22 protein-coding genes are annotated in these 18,964 nt (G+C 65.2%); 6 read left to right on the plus strand and 16 right to left on the minus strand.

Annotated features, from left to right (window positions below; genetic code table 11):
• Window positions 1-20 precede the first annotated feature (20 nt).
• Complete coding sequence (gene lepB, locus MYCSP_RS14915) at window positions 21-887, minus strand: signal peptidase I (RefSeq protein WP_234795616.1); 867 nt, start codon at window positions 885-887, stop codon at window positions 21-23.
• A gap of 16 nt (window positions 888-903) precedes the next feature.
• Entirely contained in the window at window positions 904-1,245 is a 342-nt protein-coding gene (gene rplS / locus MYCSP_RS14920; protein ID WP_083020019.1) for a 50S ribosomal protein L19, read from the minus strand.
• 268 nt (window positions 1,246-1,513) lie between these two features.
• Between rplS and MYCSP_RS14925 the strand changes: the two genes are divergently transcribed.
• Window positions 1,514-2,419 (plus strand): serine hydrolase, encoded by a 906-nt coding sequence (locus MYCSP_RS14925; RefSeq protein WP_083020017.1) that lies wholly within the window; start codon window positions 1,514-1,516, stop codon window positions 2,417-2,419.
• On the opposite strand, the gene trmD is transcribed toward MYCSP_RS14925, so the two are convergent.
• The 5 genes from trmD to MYCSP_RS14950 form a co-directional block, all read right to left on the minus strand.
• A complete protein-coding gene (trmD, locus tag MYCSP_RS14930; RefSeq protein ID WP_088414174.1) occupies window positions 2,366-3,085 on the minus strand; it encodes a tRNA (guanosine(37)-N1)-methyltransferase TrmD in 720 nt (239 codons plus the stop codon). The genes MYCSP_RS14925 and trmD overlap by 54 nt on opposite strands.
• Before the next feature lie 10 nt (window positions 3,086-3,095).
• A complete protein-coding gene (gene rimM, locus MYCSP_RS14935; protein ID WP_070913607.1) occupies window positions 3,096-3,617 on the minus strand; it encodes a ribosome maturation factor RimM in 522 nt (173 codons plus the stop codon).
• 4 nt (window positions 3,618-3,621) lie between these two features.
• The gene (locus tag MYCSP_RS14940) at window positions 3,622-3,864 is read right to left on the minus strand and encodes an RNA-binding protein (RefSeq protein WP_005081564.1); all 243 of its coding nucleotides are present in this window, start codon (window positions 3,862-3,864) and stop codon (window positions 3,622-3,624) included.
• A gap of 8 nt (window positions 3,865-3,872) precedes the next feature.
• Entirely contained in the window at window positions 3,873-4,349 is a 477-nt protein-coding gene (rpsP, locus tag MYCSP_RS14945; RefSeq protein ID WP_088414176.1) for a 30S ribosomal protein S16, read from the minus strand.
• Window positions 4,350-4,580: 231 nt separating this feature from the next.
• Window positions 4,581-5,018 (minus strand): nuclear transport factor 2 family protein, encoded by a 438-nt coding sequence (locus tag MYCSP_RS14950; RefSeq protein WP_083020012.1) that lies wholly within the window; start codon window positions 5,016-5,018, stop codon window positions 4,581-4,583.
• Between the two features lie 11 nt (window positions 5,019-5,029).
• Here MYCSP_RS14950 and MYCSP_RS14955 point away from each other — a divergent pair, with 11 nt between their 5' ends.
• Window positions 5,030-5,437, plus strand: coding sequence for a PaaI family thioesterase (locus MYCSP_RS14955; protein WP_070909952.1), 408 nt, complete (start codon window positions 5,030-5,032; stop codon window positions 5,435-5,437).
• Here MYCSP_RS14955 and MYCSP_RS14960 read toward each other — a convergent pair.
• Window positions 5,434-6,453: an LLM class flavin-dependent oxidoreductase gene (locus tag MYCSP_RS14960; protein ID WP_083020029.1), complete on the minus strand. Its 1,020-nt coding sequence runs from the start codon at window positions 6,451-6,453 to the stop codon at window positions 5,434-5,436. The genes MYCSP_RS14955 and MYCSP_RS14960 overlap by 4 nt on opposite strands.
• A 64-nt stretch (window positions 6,454-6,517) precedes the next feature.
• Between MYCSP_RS14960 and MYCSP_RS14965 the strand changes: the two genes are divergently transcribed.
• Entirely contained in the window at window positions 6,518-7,393 is an 876-nt protein-coding gene (locus MYCSP_RS14965; RefSeq protein ID WP_088415630.1) for a D-alanyl-D-alanine carboxypeptidase family protein, read from the plus strand.
• Here the strand turns inward: MYCSP_RS14965 and MYCSP_RS14970 are convergent.
• The 8 genes from MYCSP_RS14970 to ftsY all read right to left on the minus strand — a co-directional run bounded on the left by MYCSP_RS14970 (window position 7,390) and on the right by ftsY (window position 16,496).
• Window positions 7,390-7,644: a hypothetical protein gene (locus tag MYCSP_RS14970; protein ID WP_083020008.1), complete on the minus strand. Its 255-nt coding sequence runs from the start codon at window positions 7,642-7,644 to the stop codon at window positions 7,390-7,392. The two genes, MYCSP_RS14965 and MYCSP_RS14970, sit on opposite strands and share 4 nt — an antisense overlap.
• Window positions 7,645-7,654: 10 nt before the next feature.
• Window positions 7,655-8,716, minus strand: coding sequence for an amidohydrolase family protein (locus MYCSP_RS14975; protein WP_088414178.1), 1,062 nt, complete (start codon window positions 8,714-8,716; stop codon window positions 7,655-7,657).
• Window positions 8,717-8,791: 75 nt separating this feature from the next.
• The gene (locus MYCSP_RS23155; RefSeq protein WP_157886191.1) at window positions 8,792-9,058 is read right to left on the minus strand and encodes a hypothetical protein; all 267 of its coding nucleotides are present in this window, start codon (window positions 9,056-9,058) and stop codon (window positions 8,792-8,794) included.
• Between the two features lie 71 nt (window positions 9,059-9,129).
• The gene (gene ffh / locus MYCSP_RS14980) at window positions 9,130-10,692 is read right to left on the minus strand and encodes a signal recognition particle protein (RefSeq protein WP_070909949.1); all 1,563 of its coding nucleotides are present in this window, start codon (window positions 10,690-10,692) and stop codon (window positions 9,130-9,132) included.
• Window positions 10,693-10,835: 143 nt separating this feature from the next.
• Window positions 10,836-13,214 (minus strand): [protein-PII] uridylyltransferase, encoded by a 2,379-nt coding sequence (locus MYCSP_RS14985; RefSeq protein WP_088414180.1) that lies wholly within the window; start codon window positions 13,212-13,214, stop codon window positions 10,836-10,838.
• Window positions 13,215-13,234: 20 nt separating this feature from the next.
• Window positions 13,235-13,573, minus strand: coding sequence for a P-II family nitrogen regulator (locus tag MYCSP_RS14990; RefSeq protein ID WP_005056967.1), 339 nt, complete (start codon window positions 13,571-13,573; stop codon window positions 13,235-13,237).
• A 16-nt stretch (window positions 13,574-13,589) separates the two neighbouring features.
• Window positions 13,590-14,960, minus strand: a complete 1,371-nt coding sequence (locus MYCSP_RS14995) for an ammonium transporter (RefSeq protein WP_083020002.1) — start codon at window positions 14,958-14,960, stop codon at window positions 13,590-13,592.
• 159 nt (window positions 14,961-15,119) lie between these two features.
• Window positions 15,120-16,496, minus strand: a complete 1,377-nt coding sequence (gene ftsY / locus MYCSP_RS15000) for a signal recognition particle-docking protein FtsY (protein WP_162266244.1) — start codon at window positions 16,494-16,496, stop codon at window positions 15,120-15,122.
• Between the two features lie 22 nt (window positions 16,497-16,518).
• Here ftsY and fni point away from each other — a divergent pair, with 22 nt between their 5' ends.
• The 3 genes from fni (at window position 16,519) to MYCSP_RS15015 (ending at window position 18,928) form a co-directional block, all read left to right on the plus strand.
• Window positions 16,519-17,487 (plus strand): type 2 isopentenyl-diphosphate Delta-isomerase, encoded by a 969-nt coding sequence (fni, locus tag MYCSP_RS15005; RefSeq protein WP_235629485.1) that lies wholly within the window; start codon window positions 16,519-16,521, stop codon window positions 17,485-17,487.
• 74 nt (window positions 17,488-17,561) lie between these two features.
• Window positions 17,562-18,083, plus strand: coding sequence for a protein disulfide oxidoreductase (locus tag MYCSP_RS15010; protein ID WP_070909945.1), 522 nt, complete (start codon window positions 17,562-17,564; stop codon window positions 18,081-18,083).
• Window positions 18,080-18,928, plus strand: a complete 849-nt coding sequence (locus MYCSP_RS15015; RefSeq protein WP_207565806.1) for a cytochrome c biogenesis CcdA family protein — start codon at window positions 18,080-18,082, stop codon at window positions 18,926-18,928. The genes MYCSP_RS15010 and MYCSP_RS15015 overlap by 4 nt, the downstream gene beginning before the upstream one ends.
• Window positions 18,929-18,964: the final 36 nt, after the last annotated feature.

An 18,964-nucleotide genomic window follows, 5' to 3' on the forward strand; every position in this document is an offset into this window, starting at 1 on the left:
CTCGTGCCTCAGGCCAGAACCTATGTCTGGGGGTTCACCGAGGTGACGCCGCCCCACCGTCCGGGCGGCCATGCGATGAATCGCGCCTTACCGATGACGTTGCCCACCGGCACCGTGCCGACATTCGGATCACCGGTGCAATAGATCTTGTTCTCGATATCGACGTCGAGGCCGGCATCACGATCCCGGCTCTGGCAGTGCGCGCGGGAGTCACCGCTGTGCGTGCGGTTGTCCCCCATCATCCAAAGCTTGCCCTCAGGCACCTTGACCGGACCGAAGGGGAAACCCCAGCAGCCATCGGTATTCGGTCCGATGGTCTCCGGATCCAGATACGGCTCGTTGAGCTTTTTGCCGTTGACGGTCAGCCCAGTATTCGCACGACACTCGACGGTCTGGCCGCCGGTGGCGATGACTCGTTTCACCAGGTCGTTCTCGTCCGGCGGCACCACGCCGATAAAGGAAAGGGCGTTCTGTACGTACCGGACGGCGGTATTCGACGAGCGAATCGAACGGTAGTTCCCGTTCCACTCGGGCGGGCCCTTGAACACCACCACGTCACCGGGCTCTGGGTCAGAAAAGCGGAACACCACCTTGTCGACCATGATCCGGTCACCGGTGCATCCACGGCACCCATGCAGGGTGGGTTCCATCGATTCCGACGGAATGAGATAGGGCCGGGCGATGAAGTTCTGCGTGATGCAGTAGAGCACCAGAGCGATCAGCAGCAGAACGCCGACCTCTTTGAGCATTCCCGATCCGCCGTCCTCGTCCTTGTGCGACGAAGCTTCGGAGGGCGCCTCAGCGGCTGGCTCGACCTCGGGAGTGTCGCCGGGGTCCTGCTCGGACGCTTCAGACGATCCTGACTCCCCTGACACCGGTGCTGTCACGAAAGCGCCGACTCGGTCAGCGCTTCTCCTTGATCTTGGCCTTCTTACCGCGCAGCTCGCGCAGGTAGTACAGCTTGGCGCGACGGACCGCACCGCGGGTGAGGATCTCGATGTGGTCGATGTTGGGCGAGTGCACCGGGAAGGTGCGCTCGACGCCGACGCCGTAGCTCTCCTTGCGAACGGTGAAGGTCGCGCTCACGCCACCACCGGAACGACGCAGCACGACGCCCTTGAAGACCTGGATGCGCTCCTTGGAGCCCTCGATCACCTTGACGTGCACATTGACGGTGTCGCCGGGACGGAAGTCAGGCACGTCCTCGCGCAGCGACGCCTGGTCGACAAAGTCCAGCGTGTTCATCGGTGATACATCCTCGCGGTCGCGCGGCCGGGTGGCATGCGGAAATGCACCTCAGCCGATCATTAGTTGCTTAGTTCTGTCTGGTTTCGCCGAAACAGCAGCAGACAGCTAGCCAATTGTGCCAGACAGAGGCCCTTCCAGTGAAATCGACCACCAGAGCACCCCCTTGGGCAGCGGCTATCCCGACAGTACTAGTAAGCTACCGTGACCGGAACACCTGCCACATGGGTAACAAAACCAGAGTCTGACCGCAGAGGGGGTCTACGTTATGCGCGGCCAGTACCTGTTCGTGGGCTTGACGCTCACCGCGGTGACCGCGCTGACCTCTGGATGTGTGGCGTCGGTACGCAGTGATCCGGCCACTCCCGTGCTGGCGGTCGTGAGTGCTCCCGCGGAGACGCCTCCCGTCTTCGAGGTGGAGAGCCCCACGTCCTTCGAGACCCTGCCCGAGCGCACCATTGCGGCGACCGCCCAGGCGAAGAGCGCCGGCGCCATCCTCACCGCGGTGATCAAGGACCGCTCCTCCGGGGCCGTGGTGTCCAACGGCAACAACAGCACCATCGCCATCGCCTCGGTGGCAAAGCTGTTCATCGCCGACGACCTGCTGATGCGGGAATCCACCGGTGAGGTCACGTTGACTCCCTCGGACCGCATCTCCTTCGACCGGATGCTGCAGTCCTCCGATGACAGCGCTGCCGAGATCTTCTGGCAGCGCGGAGGCGGCAACTCGATCATCACCCGCGTCGCGGCGCGGTACGGCCTTGCCTCCACCAACGTGCCCTCCGATGGGATGTGGTGGAACACCATCAGCACCGCGAACGACCTGGTGCAGTACTACGACATGCTGCTCTCCGGCGCGGGCGGGCTGCCTCCCGAGCGCGCGAACATCATCGTCGACGACCTGGCCCGCTCGACACCCAACGGCATTGACGGCTATCCGCAGCGATTCGGAATCCCGGACGGCATTCCCGGTGAACCCGTCGCGGTGAAACAGGGCTGGATGTGCTGCGTGGGGTCGGCGTGGATGCACCTGTCGACCGGTGTCGTGGGCCCCGACCGGCGGTTCATCGTGGTGGTGTCATCACTGCAGACCGCCAACGACGTGACGGCGCGCAACACGCTAACTCAGGCGGTCTCCGCCATGTTCCCCGGCGGACGAATCGAAACCGAGTAGATCGGGTCGCCGCTGCGCCGTGCGCTGCCGTGACTGTTCGGATCTCCATGCCGCGATCTTGGCGTGATCGCCCGAAAGCAGCACCGGCGGTACATCGATCCCCCGCCAACTCGGCGGCCGGGTGTACGACGGCCCCTCAAGCAGCCCGTCGGAGTGCGAATCTTCTTGTGCGGAAAGCGCATTGCCCAGCACTCCGGGAACAAGCCGCAGCACGGCTTCGATGATCACCAAGGCCGCGGCCTCACCGCCGTTGAGCACGTAGTCACCGATCGACACCTCGCGCACCCGTATTCGGGTCGCGGCGTCATCGGCGACGCGCTGATCGATTCCCTCGTATCGGCCGCAGGCGATCACCAGATGATCTTCGGTGGACCACTGACGTGCCGTCTCCTGGGTGAACGGGTACCCGGCGGGAGTTGGCACTATCAAAAGCGTTTCCGGCGTGCAGATCTCGTCCAGCGCATCGCCCCAGACCGTCGGCTTCATCACCATGCCGGGGCCGCCCCCATAGGGCGAATCGTCGACCGACTTGTGCACATCGTGCGTCCAGCGCCGCAGATCGTGCACGGCGACGTCGACCAGCCCGGCGTCGATTGCCTTGCCCGGCAGTGACTGTCGCACAGGCTGCAAGTACTCGGGGAAGATCGTGACGACGTCTATTTTCATGCCGGAACTCTCACGACAGATCCAAGAGTCCCTCGGGCGGATCGATCTCGACCACCTTGTCCACCAACGAGATCGATGTGACGATCGCGGAAACAAATGGCACCAGAATCTCCCTGCGTTCGGCACCACGCACCGAAAGGAGTTCTCCGCCCGGGGTGTGCAGTACCTCGGCAACAGTTCCGACGACCGTCCCGTGCACAGTCCGCACCGCCAGCCCCTCGAGCTGATGATCGTAGAACTCGTCGGGGTCGTCGATGGGCGGAAGATCGGCGGTATCAACCGTGAAGAGGGTGCCCCGCAACGCATCTGCCGCATCGCGATCAGATACACCGACGAACCTGACCAGCAGCCGCCCACTGTGCTCGCGCACCGATTCGATGGTGAACTCGCGACTGCCGCCACCACGAGGCAGCCGGCCCGTCAGCACCGAACCGATGGCAAAGCGCTCATCGGGATCGTCGGTGCGGATCTCCACCGACAGCTCGCCGGTGACGCCGTGCGCCTTGGCGATACGCCCGACCACTAGCTCCATCGAGCTACCGGTCGGTGTCCACCACGTCGACCCGGATGCCACGGCCGCCCACACCTGCGACGAGAGTGCGCAGGGCGGTGGCGGTGCGCCCGCCCCGACCGATCACCTTTCCGAGATCGTCGGGGTGGACGTGAACCTCCACGGTGCGGCCGCGACGGTTCGTCACCAGGTCAACGCGGACATCATCGGGGTTGTCGACGATTCCTCGCACCAAGTGCTCGACGGCGTCGACCACAACAGAACTCATCTGAGGTCCTATTCGCTTGCGGCGTCAGCAGACTCGGCGGCCGGCTCTTCGGCCGGAACCTCGGCATCGGCGGCCTCGGCCTTCTCGTCCTTCTTGGGGGCCTTCTTCTTTTTCTGCTGAATGGCCTCACCGGTGGGAGCGCCGTCGGCCTCGGCCAGGGCGGCGTTGAACAGGTCCAGCTTGCTCGGCTTGGGCTCCTTGACCTTCAGGGTGCCCTCAGCGCCGGGCAGACCCTTGAACTTCTGCCAGTCACCGGTGATCTTCAGCAGGGCCAGCACCGGATCGGTCGGCTGCGCGCCAACGGACAGCCAGTACTGCGCGCGCTCGGAATCGATCTCGATCAGGCTGGGCTCTTCCTTCGGGTGGTACCGGCCGATCACCTCGATGGCACGGCCTTCGCGGCGGGTGCGAGCATCGGCGACCTGGATGCGGTACTGCGGGTTGCGGATCTTCCCGAGGCGGGTGAGCTTGATCTTGACAGCCATGACTACAACTTCTCCTTGAGGTATCACGCGGCAATTCGGCGATACGTGCGGACGTGCACGATCCGGTTTTGCCTCGCGCGGGTCTGACCGCCGCTGGCCCTAGCCAGCACAACGGACGGTTGGTCATTGTGCCAGACCGGGGCCTACCAGCTCAAATCCCGCCGACACGCCGCATCGGGGCGGGTTCGTATCGCACATGTTCGCCATGACGCGGCATGTCGGCGGACGGGGCTACACCAGCCGGTTGAAGCATTTCGTCTCGACCCGACGGGTCAGGCGCCAGCCGTGCCGGGTCCGCACCACCGAGTCGTCGTACCAAAGCCCCAGGAAAAGGACCTGTTCGGTGTCACCACCGGGCACCATCGGGTTGAAGCACAGACTGCGCACGGTAGCCGCGCTGCGCTCGTCGTCATCGAAGTGGATCGAGACGTTTCCCAGCATGTGCGCGTACATCGGGAACGCCGGAAGCACCTGCGCCAGCCACGCCTTGACGTCCGGATACTCGCCGTCGACGCCGCCCATGGCGCGATAGTCGATGTACGCATCATTCGTGAACACCTCGTCCAGATCGTCGAACTGGCGGGTGTCGATGGCCGTTGCGTAGTCGACCAAGAGCTGTTGGATCTGCAGGCGGTCGGAAACTTCGTCGAGGGTCCAAGCGGATGTCATAGCTTGTGAGCATGCCCACTCGGACCGAAATCATCACGCAATTCGTCCCGAACTCTCCGTTGTGTCAACATCTGGGAATCGCCCTGACCGAGATCGGCAACGATCGGGCGGTGCTGAGCATGCCGTTCAAACCCGAACTGGCCACTATGGGTCACACAGTGCACGGCGGCGCGATCGCCACCCTCGCCGACACCGCCGCCATGGCAGCGGCTTGGGCCGACGATGTGGTGCCCGAAAAGTTCGGTGGCTCAACGGCTTCATTGACCGTGAACTACGTGTCCGCAGCCGACGCCGCCGACCTTACCGCGGTGGGCCAGGTGGTCCGCCGCGGTAAGCGGCTATCGAACATCGAGGTGACGGTCTCCGATTCCACCGGTCAGGTGGTGGCAAAGGCATTGGCCACCTACAACTTCGCCTAGGCGGCTCCCGCCTGGTCCTTGGCCAACAGCTCGCGCACGCGCGGGATGACTTCGGTGCCGTACAACTCCACGTTCTGCATGCCCAACCCGGGCTGGGCGGCCTGGTACACCAGGCTGAACCGGTCAGCGCCGAGGCCGCGAATGGTCTTGGCCATCTTGGCCGCCACCGTGTCGGGCGAGCCGACGTACAGCGAGCCCGACTTCACCTCGGCCAGGTACTCCTCATAGCGCGGGGCCGGCCAGCCGCGTTCGCGACCGATCGTGGTGCGCAGCTCCCGAAAGCCCGGCCAGTACTGCGCGATCGCCTCCTCGTCGGATTCGGCGATATGTCCGGGACTGTGAATGCCCAGCGGCATCGGCTCGGTGACACCGAGCTCACGTTGCGCGCGACGGTAGAGATCCACGTACGGCTCGAACCGCATGGGGTTGCCGCCGATGATCGCCAGGATCATCGGGATGCGGTATCGCACGCTGCGGACCACCGAATCCGGAGATCCACCCACGCCCACCCAGGCATGCAGCCCCTCTGCGGTCTTGGGATAGACCTCGACATTATCCAGCCCGGAGCGCAACGCGCCCGACCATGTCACCGGATCGCCGGGCAGCAGCTTCGCCATCAGATCGAACTTCTCCTCGAAAAGTTCGTCATAGTCCTTCAGGTCGTATCCGAACAGCGGGAAGGAGTCGGTGAACGACCCCCGACCGAGCACCACCTCGGCGCGGCCGCCAGAGATTCCGTCGAGGGTGGCGAACCGCTGATACACGCGCACCGGGTCGTCGGTGCTGAGCACCGTGACTGCGGTCGCAAGGGTGATCCGCTCGGTCCGGGCGGCGATCGCGGCCAGCATCATCTCCGGAGACTCCCCCACGAACTCGCTGCGGTGATGCTCCCCGATGGCGAAGATGTCGACGCCCACCTGGTCCGCACGCACACCCTCCTCGACCACGGCACGGATGGCTTCCGGATTGGTCATGCCCTGCGGGACATCGGCAAAGGTATCCAAACCAAACTGCACTTGATTCGTCATAAACCCATAAACGGACCATGGTCCGGTTATGTTCCCGATATCTGCCGCGCTAGTGTCGGACCCGATGTCCTCCCTGCCGCGGCCTCTCCGCTTCCGCGTATTCGCGGTGCTCAGCGCCCTGTTCCTCATCCTCGCGATGCCCACAGTGGCCCGTGCCGACACGGCGGCACCGCCGCCCGAGGGCCCGGCGCAGGCATGGTTGGTGGCGGACCTGGACTCCGGTCAGATCCTTGCCGCACGCGACCCCTACGCCGTACATCCCCCGGCGAGCACCATCAAGGTGCTGCTGGCCCTGGTGGCTTTGGACGAGGTGCCACTGGATGCCACCGTGGTGGCCGACGCGGCGGATGCCAAAGCCGAATGCAACTGTGTGGGCATCAAGGCGGGCCAGACCTACACCGCGCGCGAGCTGCTCGACGCGGCACTGCTGGAGTCCGGTAACGACGCGGCCAACACCCTGGCGCACCTGCTCGGCGGACGGCAGGCCACCGTCGACAAGATGAACGCCAAGGCAGCGGCCCTGGGCGCGACGTCAACCCACACCGACTCGCCGTCGGGTCTGGACGGACCCGGCATGGACATGCGATCCAGCCCTCACGATCTGGCCGTCATATTCCGTGCGGCACTGGCTAATCCAGCCTTCGCCGCGATCACCACCCAACCGGGAGCACCCTTCCCGGGACGTGGGCTGCGTAACCAGAACGAGCTGATGTACCGCTACCCGGGAGTGATCGGCGGCAAGACCGGCTTCACCGACATGGCACGCAAGACCTACGTGGTGGCCGCCGAGCGCGACGGCAAGCGCCTTGTGGTGTCGATGATGTACGGCCTTGTGCACGAGGGCGGCCCGACGTATTGGGATCAGGCCGCGAGCCTGTTCGACTGGGGCTTCGCCAACGATGGTCAGGTCACCGTCGGTTCGCTTTAGACCTTGGAATTGAGTACCTGAAGCACGGTTTCACTGACTCGGACCCGGCACATGGCATCGGCCAGCGAGACGGCGTCCTTGGGCGAGATCTGTGCCACCGCATTGCCGCCGGCGGCCGCCTCCTGAATCGCCGCCAGCTTTCCGGCGCCGTCCATGGTGTTGAAGTCCCGGCACAGCGTGTCGGCGTGGGCCGTCGCCGGCACCGCAACCGCCATGCCCAGGCTCATCATCACCGCTACGGCAAGACGCATGGCGGCGACTCTATCGAACCTGACCACGCAGCACGATGAGGTCGGGTCTCGACAGCACGTGCGGCCCGCTGCGGGGGTCCTCGCGGTATCCGATCAAGTCGGCTGGTGCACCGTGTTCCAATCCCGGCCGACCCAGCCACTCCCGAGCCCGCCACGAAGCGGCCCCCAGCGCATCGGTGGGGCTCATGCCGATGCGCGTGAGTGCGGCAACCTCATCGGAGATGCGACCGTGCGCGATCCCTCCGCCGGCATCGGTGCCCGCGTAGATCGGGATTCCGGCGTCATAGGCGTTCCCGAACGTCCTGTGCAGGCCCGCGTGCAGGTCACGCATGTGTTGGGCATAGACCGGGTATTTGCTTGCGGAGTCGGCGATTCCGGGAAAGTTCTCGATGTTGATGACGGTCGGGACGAGCGCGGTGCCGTGCTCGACCATCTGGTCGATGGTGTCATCGGTGAGGCCGGTGCCGTGCTCGATGCAGTCGATCCCGGCGCGTATCAGGCCCGGCAACGCGTCCTCACCGAAGACATGCGCGGTGACCCGTGCACCGTTGGCATGTGCGGCGTCGATGGCTTGTTGCAGGATTTCATCGGACCACAGTGGAGCCAGGTCGCCGATGGAACGATCGATCCAGTCCCCCACCAATTTCACCCAACCATCGCCCCAACGCGCTTGGAGAGCAACGGCTTCCGGAAGCTGCGATTCGTCCTCGATGTCGATGGGCAGTCCGGGAATGTACCGTTTGGGTTTGGCAAGATGTCTGCCCGCGCGGATGATCCGCGGCAGATCTTCCCGCTCGTCGAAACCGCGGGTGTCCACCGGCGATCCGGCGTCGCGCAACAGCAACGCACCCACGTCACGCTCGGCCTCGGCCTGCGCACGCGCCTCCGCGAGCGAGGTCGGCCCATGCGGCCCGACGCCGACATGGCAGTGGGCGTCGACGAGTCCGGGCAGCAACCACCCTCCGTCGAAGATCGTCTCGGCGCCCGCGATCGGTTCCAGGCTGATGAGGCCGTCATGCACCCATAGATCGATTGGCTCTTCGGAGGGAAGAGTTCGCCCCCGCAGGTGCAACGTTCTGCCCTTACTCAAAAACGTTCTGCCCTTACTCAAAACCGAACTAGTCACCCCTGGCCGGTTGGTCAACAACTAGTCGAGAAGCTCAACCTGATCATCTTGTTTGAACCTGAGGTGGTGATCGCGACCCGCATCATCTTTGAGATGAATCGATGGCTCGCCTGGGACAGGCACAGTGGTACCGTCCGCCCGCAAAGCGAGAGCTGTGGTCATTGCGATGCCTTGGAAGATGCCAGCAATACCGTTGATCCGAATCCTTCGGCCATGATGACGCGAGTACTCAAGATTTCGAGCTTGAATTCTGTTACCGGGATCGGAAATCGGAGGAATCAGGGCCATAGAGGCCACGCTACCTCGGGGTCTCTATGTTTTGAGGCAAATCTAGGCGTGCAACCGGGCGCACGAGGCCATCAGTTCTTGGGGAACTTCAGCTTCGAGATGTCGATATCGGCCAGACCCGGCGGCAATTCACCGAGGCCCTCGGGCATCCCGGACAGATCGGGGAACCCGGCCGGCATACCCGGAGGCATACCGGGGAATCCGCCCCGAATCTTCGGCTGAGTGGGACCGCGTGAGCCCTTCTTGCCCTTCTTGTTGTTCTTGCCGCCCTTGCGGTTGCTCTTCCGATTGATGGCACCCATGCCCATGCGGCCCGCCATCGAGGACATCATCTTGCGCGCCTCGAAGAAGCGGTCCACGAGCTGGTTGACCTCCGAGACCGCGACCCCGGAGCCGTTGGCTATGCGCAGCCGCCGGGAGGCGTTGATGATCTTCGGGTCGGCCCGCTCGGCGGGAGTCATGCCGCGGATGATGGCCTGTACGCGGTCAAGCTGCCTGTCGTCGACAGCGGCCAGCGCATCCTTCATCTGGCCGGCACCCGGCAGCATGCCCAACAGGTTGCCGATGGGCCCCATCTTGCGGATCGCGAGCATCTGCTCCAGGAAGTCCTCGAGGGTGAGCTCCCCCGAGGTGATCTTCTCGGCGGCGGCCAATGACTGCTCGGCATCGAAATGCTGTTCGGCCTGCTCGATCAGGGACAGCAGGTCGCCCATGCCCAGGATGCGGCTGGCCATCCGGTCGGGGTGGAAGACGTCGAAGTCCTCCAGCTTTTCGCCGGTCGACGCGAACAGGATCGGGGTGCCGGTGATCTCGCGCACCGAGAGGGCCGCACCACCGCGGGCGTCGCCGTCGAGCTTGGTCAGGACGACACCGGTGAATCCGACGCCCGCGCGGAACGCCTCGGCGGTGCTCACCGCGTCCTGGCCGATCATGGCGTCGAGGACGAACAGCACCTCATCGGGTTCGACGGCGTCTCGGATGCGCGCCGCCTGGTCCATCAGTTCGGCATCGATACCGAGGCGGCCGGCGGTGTCGACGAGCACCACGTCGAAGTGCTGGGCCTTGGCATGCGCCAGCCCATCGCGAGCCACCGCAACAGGGTCGCCGACCAGCGAGCCGACCTCCAGGCCGCCGTCCGCGGTACCCGGATGTGGCGCGAAGACGGATACCCCGGCACGCTCACCGACCACCTGCAGCTGGTTCACGGCACCGGGGCGCTGCAGATCGCAGGCCACCAGAAGCGGGGTATGCCCTTGTCCCTTAAGCCATTTGGCAAGCTTGCCGGCAAGTGTCGTCTTACCGGCACCCTGCAGACCAGCGAGCATGATGACGGTCGGTGGGGTCTTGGCGAAGGCGAGCTGGCGGGTTTCCCCACCGAGGATGCCGATGAGCTCCTCGTTGACGATCTTGACGACCTGCTGCGCCGGGTTCAGCGCACCGGACACCTCGGCGCCCTTGGCGCGCTCCTTGATGCGGGTGATGAAGGTGCGCACGACGGGCAGGGCCACATCGGCTTCGAGCAGCGCCAGCCGGATGGTCCGGCAGGTCGCGTCGATATCGGCGTCGGACAGACGTCCCTTGCCCCGTAGGCCGGCAAGGGCGTCGGTCAACCGGTCAGACAGCGATTCAAACACGCCAACCAGCCTAGCTGGCGCGGATTACGGCTCTGTGCAACCACCGACACGCCGCATCCCGGCGGGTTCGTATCGCACGTGTCCGCCATAAGACGGCGTGTCGACGCGGCCGACGAACCGGCGGCTGACTAAGGAGCGGCCGACTAACTGGCGACCTGTTTGGGCTCGGGTGCCGCGGCCGGCAGCACCGAGGCGATGGCCGCCTCCAGGACGGCTTGCTCCGGCCCGGTGCTGAGGCAGAAGGTGTCGACGACCGAAGAGCCGAGGGTGTTGACCCTGGCCCAGGCGATATCCACGCCGTGACGCTCCAACGTCGCAGTGATGCGAGCCAACAGCCCCGGCGCATCGGAGGTACGGATTTCCACGATCTGCTGGTCGACGCCCCCCGCGGGCTCGAACCAACGGATACGCGGCGGGGCGGGCGCATAGTTCGTGGGGACGGCAGGTGTCGCATCACCGACGAGGCCGGTTCCGAACTGCGCCGACTCGCGCTCACGCTCGTCGAGCGCCGCGATGATGTCCGTGTCCCCGTCGAGCGAGGAGATCAGCTGCTGGCGCAGCAGTCCGGCCGCCGGAGGTGAACCGAACCGAGGCGATACCTCGAAGGTGTTGATGGCCGAACCGGCGTGACTGGCCACCGAGGCCGAGAACACCCGCAATGAGTTCAGCGACAGCACCCCGGCGGCCTTGGAGAGCAGACCGCGTTGATCGGGCGCGATCATGCTCACCGTGTACATGTGCGGTGAGCCCGCGAGTACCAACCGCACCTGGACTCCCCCGTCGGCGGCCAGCGAAAGCAGTTCGGGGTCAATGGGATCGGGTTCGGGCAGCTGCTCGCCGCGCATCACCATCCGGCATTTACGCACCAGCTCCCCGATCAGCGATGCCTTCCAATCCCCCCACACCCCGGGGCCGGTGGCCAGCGAGTCCGCCTCGGCCAGCTGCTGCAACAGTTCCAGGAGCAGCAAGTCTCCGCCGAGCGTATTGACCACGGTGTCAATGGTTTCCGGATCGGCGAGATCGCGCCGCGTCGCGGTGTTTGGTAGCAACAGGTGATAGCGCACGATCTTGGAAAGCAGTTCCACATCGGACGGCCACAGCCCCAGCCGGGTGCCGATCTGGACGGCCAGTTCCGCACCGACGACGCTGTGGTCACCGCCACGACCCTTGCCGATGTCGTGTACCAACGCACCGAGAACAAGCAGGTCCGGTCGGGAAACCCTGGTGGTGAAGGCGCTGGCCTGGGCGACCGTCTCGACCAGATGCCGATCGACGGTCCAGATGTGCACGATGTCACGCGGCGGCAGGTCCCGTACGGGGCCCCATTCCGGAAACAGCCTGCCCCACAGTCCGGTTCGATCCAATGCCTCGATGGTGGCCACCGCAGGACGACCGGCTTCCAGCAGCACCAGCAGATCCTTGAGGGCCTCGCGCGGCCAGGGCGCACGCAGCTCGGGCGCCGATTCGGCCAGCCGGCCCAACGTGGACGCCGAGATCGGAAGTCCGGTGGTCGCCGACGCCGCCGCCACGCGCAGGACCAGCGAAGGGTCACGCTCGGGACGGGCATCGCGGGCCAGCACCACCTCGCCCGCATGCTCCACCACGCCCTCGTCGATCGGACGCCGCACCGTACGACGCAGGGCCGAAATACCGCGACGCGGAATCGAATTGGCGGCCGTGCGCAATCCCACGTCCACCGAATAGCTGATGGTGCGGGCAGCGTCGGACAGCATCCGGGCCAGATCGAACCGGTCGCCGATACGCAGTGCCGCGCCAATCTCGTCGGCGAACTGAGCAAGCAGCTGATCGCGTTCCCGCCCGGCGACGCGATGCAACTCGGTGCGGACATCCAAGATGACCGCGTGCGCGCCGTCGAAGGACTTCGCTAGCCCGCTGTCGGTCAGCTGGGCAATGGCCAACGCGCGCAACAACTGAACATCGCGCAGACCACCGCGGCCGGACTTCAGGTCGGGTTCGGCGCGGTGTGCGATCTCACCACTGCGCCGCCACCGGGCCTGGGTGTACTCGGTCAACTCGTCGAGTCGGGTCCGGATCTGCGACCGCCATTGCTGGCGTACCCCGCCGATCATCAGGCTGGAGAGCTGTGCGTCCCCGGCGATATGCCTGGCATCGAGCAGCGCCAGCGCCGCCGACATCTCCTGGCCGGCAACGTGCAAGGTGTCGGTGACCGTGCGGACGCTGTGATCGAGCCGAATATTCGCGTCCCACAACGGATACCACAGACCGTCCGCGACATCGCTGAGCGTCTCCGGTGCGATGTTCTCGTCGTGCAGCAGCACCAGGTCTAGGTCCGAGTGCGGCAGCATTTCACGTCTACCCAACCCACCCAGTGCCACGATGGCGAATCCACTCGAGTCGGTGATGCCGACCTCCGCGGCCTTTGCCGTCAGCCACAGCTCATTGAGGTCGGTCATCGCCTCGCGAATCGCACCGGCATTGAGCCGGCTGCTATCGCTGAGCAGCTGCGCCCTGGCGGCCACGAGGTCCGTTGCGGCGCCCATGTGATTACCGTCCTATGCAGTTAGAGGGCATCGGCGCCCCGCTCGCCGGTGCGCACGCGCACCACCGAGTCAACGGGGCTCACCCATACCTTGCCGTCGCCGATCTTGCCGGTGCGGGCTGCGGTCACGATGACCTCCACCACCTTGTCGACGGCGCTGTCGTCCACGACAACCTCGACGCGAACCTTCGGCACGAAGTCCACCGAGTACTCAGCGCCGCGGTACACCTCGGTGTGACCCTTCTGCCGGCCGTAGCCCTGCACCTCGCTGACCGTCATGCCGAGGATGCCGGCCTGCTCCAGACCAGTCTTGACATCTTCCAGTGTGAACGGTTTTACGATCGCGGTGACCAGCTTCATGTCTTCCTCTTTCTCCCTAGTCCGAGCTGCCAGAGCTGGAGTGGCGGCCGATAACCGAGCCACTTCCCAGTGCGACAAAGTCGTATGCACCTTCAGCGTGTTGGGATTCGTCGGCTCCAGCCGCCTCTCCCTCGTCGCTGATGCGCAGACCAATGGTGTACTTCACGATGACAGCAACGATAGCGGTGCCTATTGCCGAATAGAGCAGAACCGCCCCGGCTCCAACGGCCTGGCGCCACAGCTGTTCCACTCCACCGCCGTAGAACAGTCCCGCCACGGCCGCTCCCGTCTCGGGCGCGGCGAACAGACCGATGAGCAATGTGCCGACGATTCCGCCGACCAGGTGCACGCCGACCACGTCCAGGGAGTCGTCGAATCCCAGCTTGTACTTGAGCCCGACCGCGAGCGCACAAAGGATGCCCGCGATTGCGCCAATGGCAAGGGCACCAAGCACATTCACCGACGAGCAAGACGGCGTGATGGCAACCAGGCCGGCGACGATGCCCGAGGCGGCACCCAGCGAGGTGGCGTGCCCGTCACGGATTCGCTCGGTGAGCAGCCAGCCGAGCATGGCGGCGGCGGTGGCCACCGTGGTGGTCACGAAGGTCGAACCTGCCAAACCATTGGAGCTGGTGGCCGATCCGGCGTTGAACCCGTACCAACCGAACCACAGCAGACCCGCACCGAGCATGACGAACGGCAGATTGTGCGGTCGCATCGGCGTTCCGGGCCAGCCCTTGCGCTTGCCGAGTATCAGCGCCAACACCAGGCCCGCGGTACCGGCGTTGATATGCACCGCGGTACCACCTGCGAAGTCGATTGCCTTGAGCTGGTTGGCAATCCAGCCACCCTTCTCTGCAGCGGCCCCATCGAATGCGAACACCCAGTGCGCGACCGGGAAGTAGACGACGGTGACCCACAAGCCCGCGAACAGCAACCAGGATCCGAACTTCAGGCGGTCGGCCACCGCACCCGAGATGAGGGCGACGGTGATGATCGCGAACATCAACTGGAACGCCACGAAAACCGTCGCCGGGAGCGTCCCGACCAAGGGGATGTTGATCACCTCGGCGGCCTCGACGCCGTTGGCCGGGTCAGCCACCACAGCCTCGGCGCCGTTGCCACCGATGAGCCCCTTGAGTCCGAAGAACTGCGCCGGGTTGCCGAACAGGCCCGAGACGTCGTTTCCGAACGCCATCGAGTACCCGTAGAGCACCCACAGCACCGTCACCAGGCCCATGGCACTGATGCTCATCATGATCATGTTGAGCACGTTCTTCGCGCGGACCATGCCGCCATAGAAGAAGGCCAGGCCGGGCGTCATCAACAGCACTAACGCGGCGCTGGCCAGCATCCACGCAGTGTCCCCGGTATTCGGGACACCCATTGTCGGGAAACCATCCACTAGCGGCAGTCCTCTCAGGAATCTCAGCAGGTTGCGCTGAGAACAATGCGCAGCAGATGTTTCCGAGAGGGCGCGCGTGTGTTTCGCGTCTGTTACCGGTTTCAGCGGGCAGGAGCGGTGCGCGCCGGGATGAACGGCGATCTAGCCCAAAAGCGCGTCGACGAAGGCGGGCGGTTCGAACGGGGCCAGATCATCTGGCCCCTCCCCCAAGCCAACCAGCTTCACCGGCACGCCGAGTTCGCGCTGGACGTGAAAAACGATGCCGCCCTTGGCAGTTCCATCCAGCTTGGTGAGCGCCACCCCGGTGATGTCCACCACGTCAGCGAACACGCGCGCCTGCGCCAAACCGTTTTGTCCGATGGTGGAATCCAGTACCAGGAGCACCTCGTCGACATCGGCGCGCCGTTCCACGACACGTTTGATCTTGCCGAGTTCATCCATGAGACCCGTCTTCGTGTGCAGTCGTCCGGCGGTGTCGACAACCACCACATCGGCACCCTCACGGATGCCGGCGTCGACGGCATCGAAGGCCACCGACGCGGGATCGGCGCCCTCGGCACCCCGCACCACCTGTGCGCCCACCCGCTGCCCCCAGGCCTGCAACTGATCGGCCGCGGCGGCGCGGAAGGTGTCGGCCGCCCCGAGCACCACCCGGCGGCCATCGGCGACCAGCACACGAGCCAGCTTGCCCACGGTGGTGGTCTTGCCCGTGCCGTTCACCCCGACGATGAGCAGCACCGAGGGTTTGTCGTTGTGCGGCAGCGCCTTGATCGACCGGTCGAGCTCGGGCTGCAGCTCGTCGATGAGCACCTCGCGCAGCAACGCGCGTGCCTGCGCCTCGGTGCGCACACTGCGCGCCGCCATCTCGCTGCGCAGCCTGTCGACGATCGAGGTGGTGACGGCGGTGCCGAGATCGGCGATCAGCAGCGTGTCCTCGACCTCTTCCCACGATTCCTCGTCGAGGTCTCCTGCCCCCAGCAGCCCCAGCAGGCCGCGGCCCACGGCGTTCTGCGAGCTGGCAAGCCTTCCCCGCAATCGGTCGAGGCGTCCCGCCACCGGCGCGATCTCGTCCAGCACCGGCGACGGCGCGGGTTCCGGCCCGGATTCGGGTTCAGTCACAGGTTCGGGCACAGCCGCAGGTTCGGGCGCGGGCTCCGGCTCCGGTTCCGGGGTGGGTTCCGGTTCCGGGGTGGGCTCGGGCAACTGGACGTTGGAAATGGTTCGCCGGGGCGCGTCGCGCGGTACTTCGGCGTCATCACCGACGCTGGGCACAGGGATCGCTTGCGCACCACCCTCGCTAAAGGTGATGGTGGAGCCGGCGGTGTAGCCGCCAGAACGGTCAGTCGGTGTGGCGCCCTCGGTGATCTCAGGAGATCGTGTCAGGCTGATGCGACGGGAGCGGTAACGCACCAGTCCGAAGACCAATGCGGCAACAACCACGACGGCGACGATCGCAATGGCGATCCACACTTCAAGAGGCACCAGGGCATTGTTACAGGAACGCAAGAAGCGCCACATTGACGCCTGCCTGAGCGATCCAGTGCAGTACGTCACTCGGACCACTGGTCTGGAACGACTCGACCTGCCCTACATGGCGCTGCCCAACTCCAGCCTCGCCGGTGTCGACCTGTCTACCGAGTTCCTGGGCAAGCGGTTGGCAGCCCCCCTCCTGATCGGGGCGATGACCGGCGGGGCGAAACTTGCCGCCACCATCAACCGCAACCTGGCAGCCGCGGCCCAAGAGCTGGGCATCGGCATGATGCTCGGCTCGCAGCGGGTGATGCTGGTCGACCCGGACAGCGCCGAGACCTTCGCAGTACGCGAGGTGGCCCCCGACATCCTGCTGGTCGGCAACATCGGGCTCGCGCAGCTCGGCAACATCGCACCCGCAGCACAGCTCAACACGCTGGTCCAGCGAGTGGGCGCGGACGCGCTGGCGGTGCACACCAATCCACTGCAGGAGGCCGTGCAGCCCGGCGGCGACACCGACTTCACCGGAGGGGTGTATCGCCTCGCCGAGCTCACCCACGCGGTCGAATTCCCGGTGCTACTCAAGGAGGTCGGCCACGGCATCAGCGGCGCCGCGGCCCGCCGCCTCGGCGGGTGCCGACTGGCCGCCATCGATGTCGCGGGCGCGGGCGGCACCTCGTGGGCCCGCGTCGAGCAGTTCGTGCGCTTCGGCGCGATCACGTCACCAGAGCTTGCCGAATGGGGCATTCCCACGGCCGAGGCCCTCGTCGAGGTGCGCGCCGAGCTACCGCATATGCCCCTCATCGGTTCGGGAGGCATTCGCACCGGCATGGACGCCGCCAAGGCGATCGCGCTGGGTGCCAGCGTGGTGTCGGTGGCGCTGCCACTCCTGGCACCGGCGGTGCAATCGCCGCAGGCGGTAATCGCCTGGCTTGAACAATTCCTCGACGAGCTACGCATCGCCATGCACTGCGCCGACGTCAACACCATCGCGGGTCTGCGGCGAATTTCTCTGCGTCCCCGTTCAAGCCCCCGCTAAACAGGAGAAACCCGTCATACACTGCGGGAGTCACACCGTGTTGGCTGTGTTGTGGGTCCCAGGAGGTTCTTGGCATGAATATCCAATTCGGGGGACGTAGGAAGTTTCGGGTTGCGACGCGAACCCTTGCGGTCGCCGTCGCGGTGCTGTTGGTGTCGGCCGGTCTCGTCCGCGCGCCCAGCGCACGCGCCGACGATCTACTCAATTTCACCGGTACCACCGTCTCGGGTGCACCCTTCAACGGCGCCAGCCTCAAGGGCAAGCCGGTGGTGTTGTGGTTCTGGGCGGCCTACTGCCCGTTCTGCAATGGCGAAGGGCCACACGTGAGTGCGGTGTCGGCAGCCAATCCACGCGTCACCTTCGTGGGTATCTCGGGCCGCGGATCCGTCGGGGAAATGGAGGGATTCATCTCGCGCTATAACCTCCACTTCACCAACCTCAACGACGCCGACGGTTCGTTGTGGCGGCAGTTCGGTGTGCCCTGGCAGCCAGCGTATTTGTTCATCAACTCCAACGGCACCTCGGATTTTGTGAACAACCCGACGTCGTCGATGTCCGAGCAGGAGCTCAGTGACCGGGTGAAGGCACTGACCTGACGTCACTGGCCTTCGCAGCCGGGCTGATCGCAGCGCTCAACCCGTGCGGTTTCGCATTGCTACCGGTCTATCTCGCGCTCGTGGTGCGCGGCCCCGGGGCACAGATCGGGAAATCGCGGGCGCTGGCCCGGGCCGTCATAGCCACCGTGGTGATGGCGGCCGGATTCGTGGCGGTGTTCACTGTCTTCGGGCTGTTGACGGTTTCGGTGGCGTCAGTTGTGCAACGTTATTTGCCTTTTGTGACAGTGGTTTTCGGAATCGGGCTGGTGATCCTCGGCCTGTGGTTACTGTCCGGCCGCGACATCATCGCGCTCATGCCCAAGGTGTTGGACGCGAACGCACCCACGACACGACTCGGCTCGATGTTCGGCTATGGCGTGGGATACGCAGTGGCGTCGCTGTCCTGCACCATCGGCCCGTTTCTCGCCGTGACCAGTACCACCTTCGAGAGTGGCTCCCTGTTCGACGGCGTCATGGTCTATCTGGCCTATGCCGCCGGCATCACCCTGGTGGTGGGAACGCTGGCGGTATCCACCGCGCTGGCCAGCACGGTGCTGTTGAACGGCATGCGCCGCGCGCTGCCGTACCTGAACCGAATCAGCGGCGCCATCCTGCTCGTCGTCGGCGCCTACGTCGGCTACTACGGCAGCTATGAGGTCAGGCTGTTCCACGCCAACGGCAATCCCGACGATCCGATCATCAACGCGGCCGGGAAGATTCAGCGCACTATCTCGGGCTGGGTGTACTTGCACGGCGCGTGGCCGTGGTTGTTCGTCCTCGGTCTGGTGGCGGTCGGCGCGGCCATCTGGTGGCGCACCAACGTTTCGGAACCGCCGAGGAATTAGCCCCCTGGGCGTAGCATCATATGCATGACTAGCAAT

Origin of the sequence: Mycobacteroides saopaulense (assembly GCF_001456355.1) — a bacterium.
GTDB lineage: Bacteria > Actinomycetota > Actinomycetes > Mycobacteriales > Mycobacteriaceae > Mycobacterium > Mycobacterium saopaulense.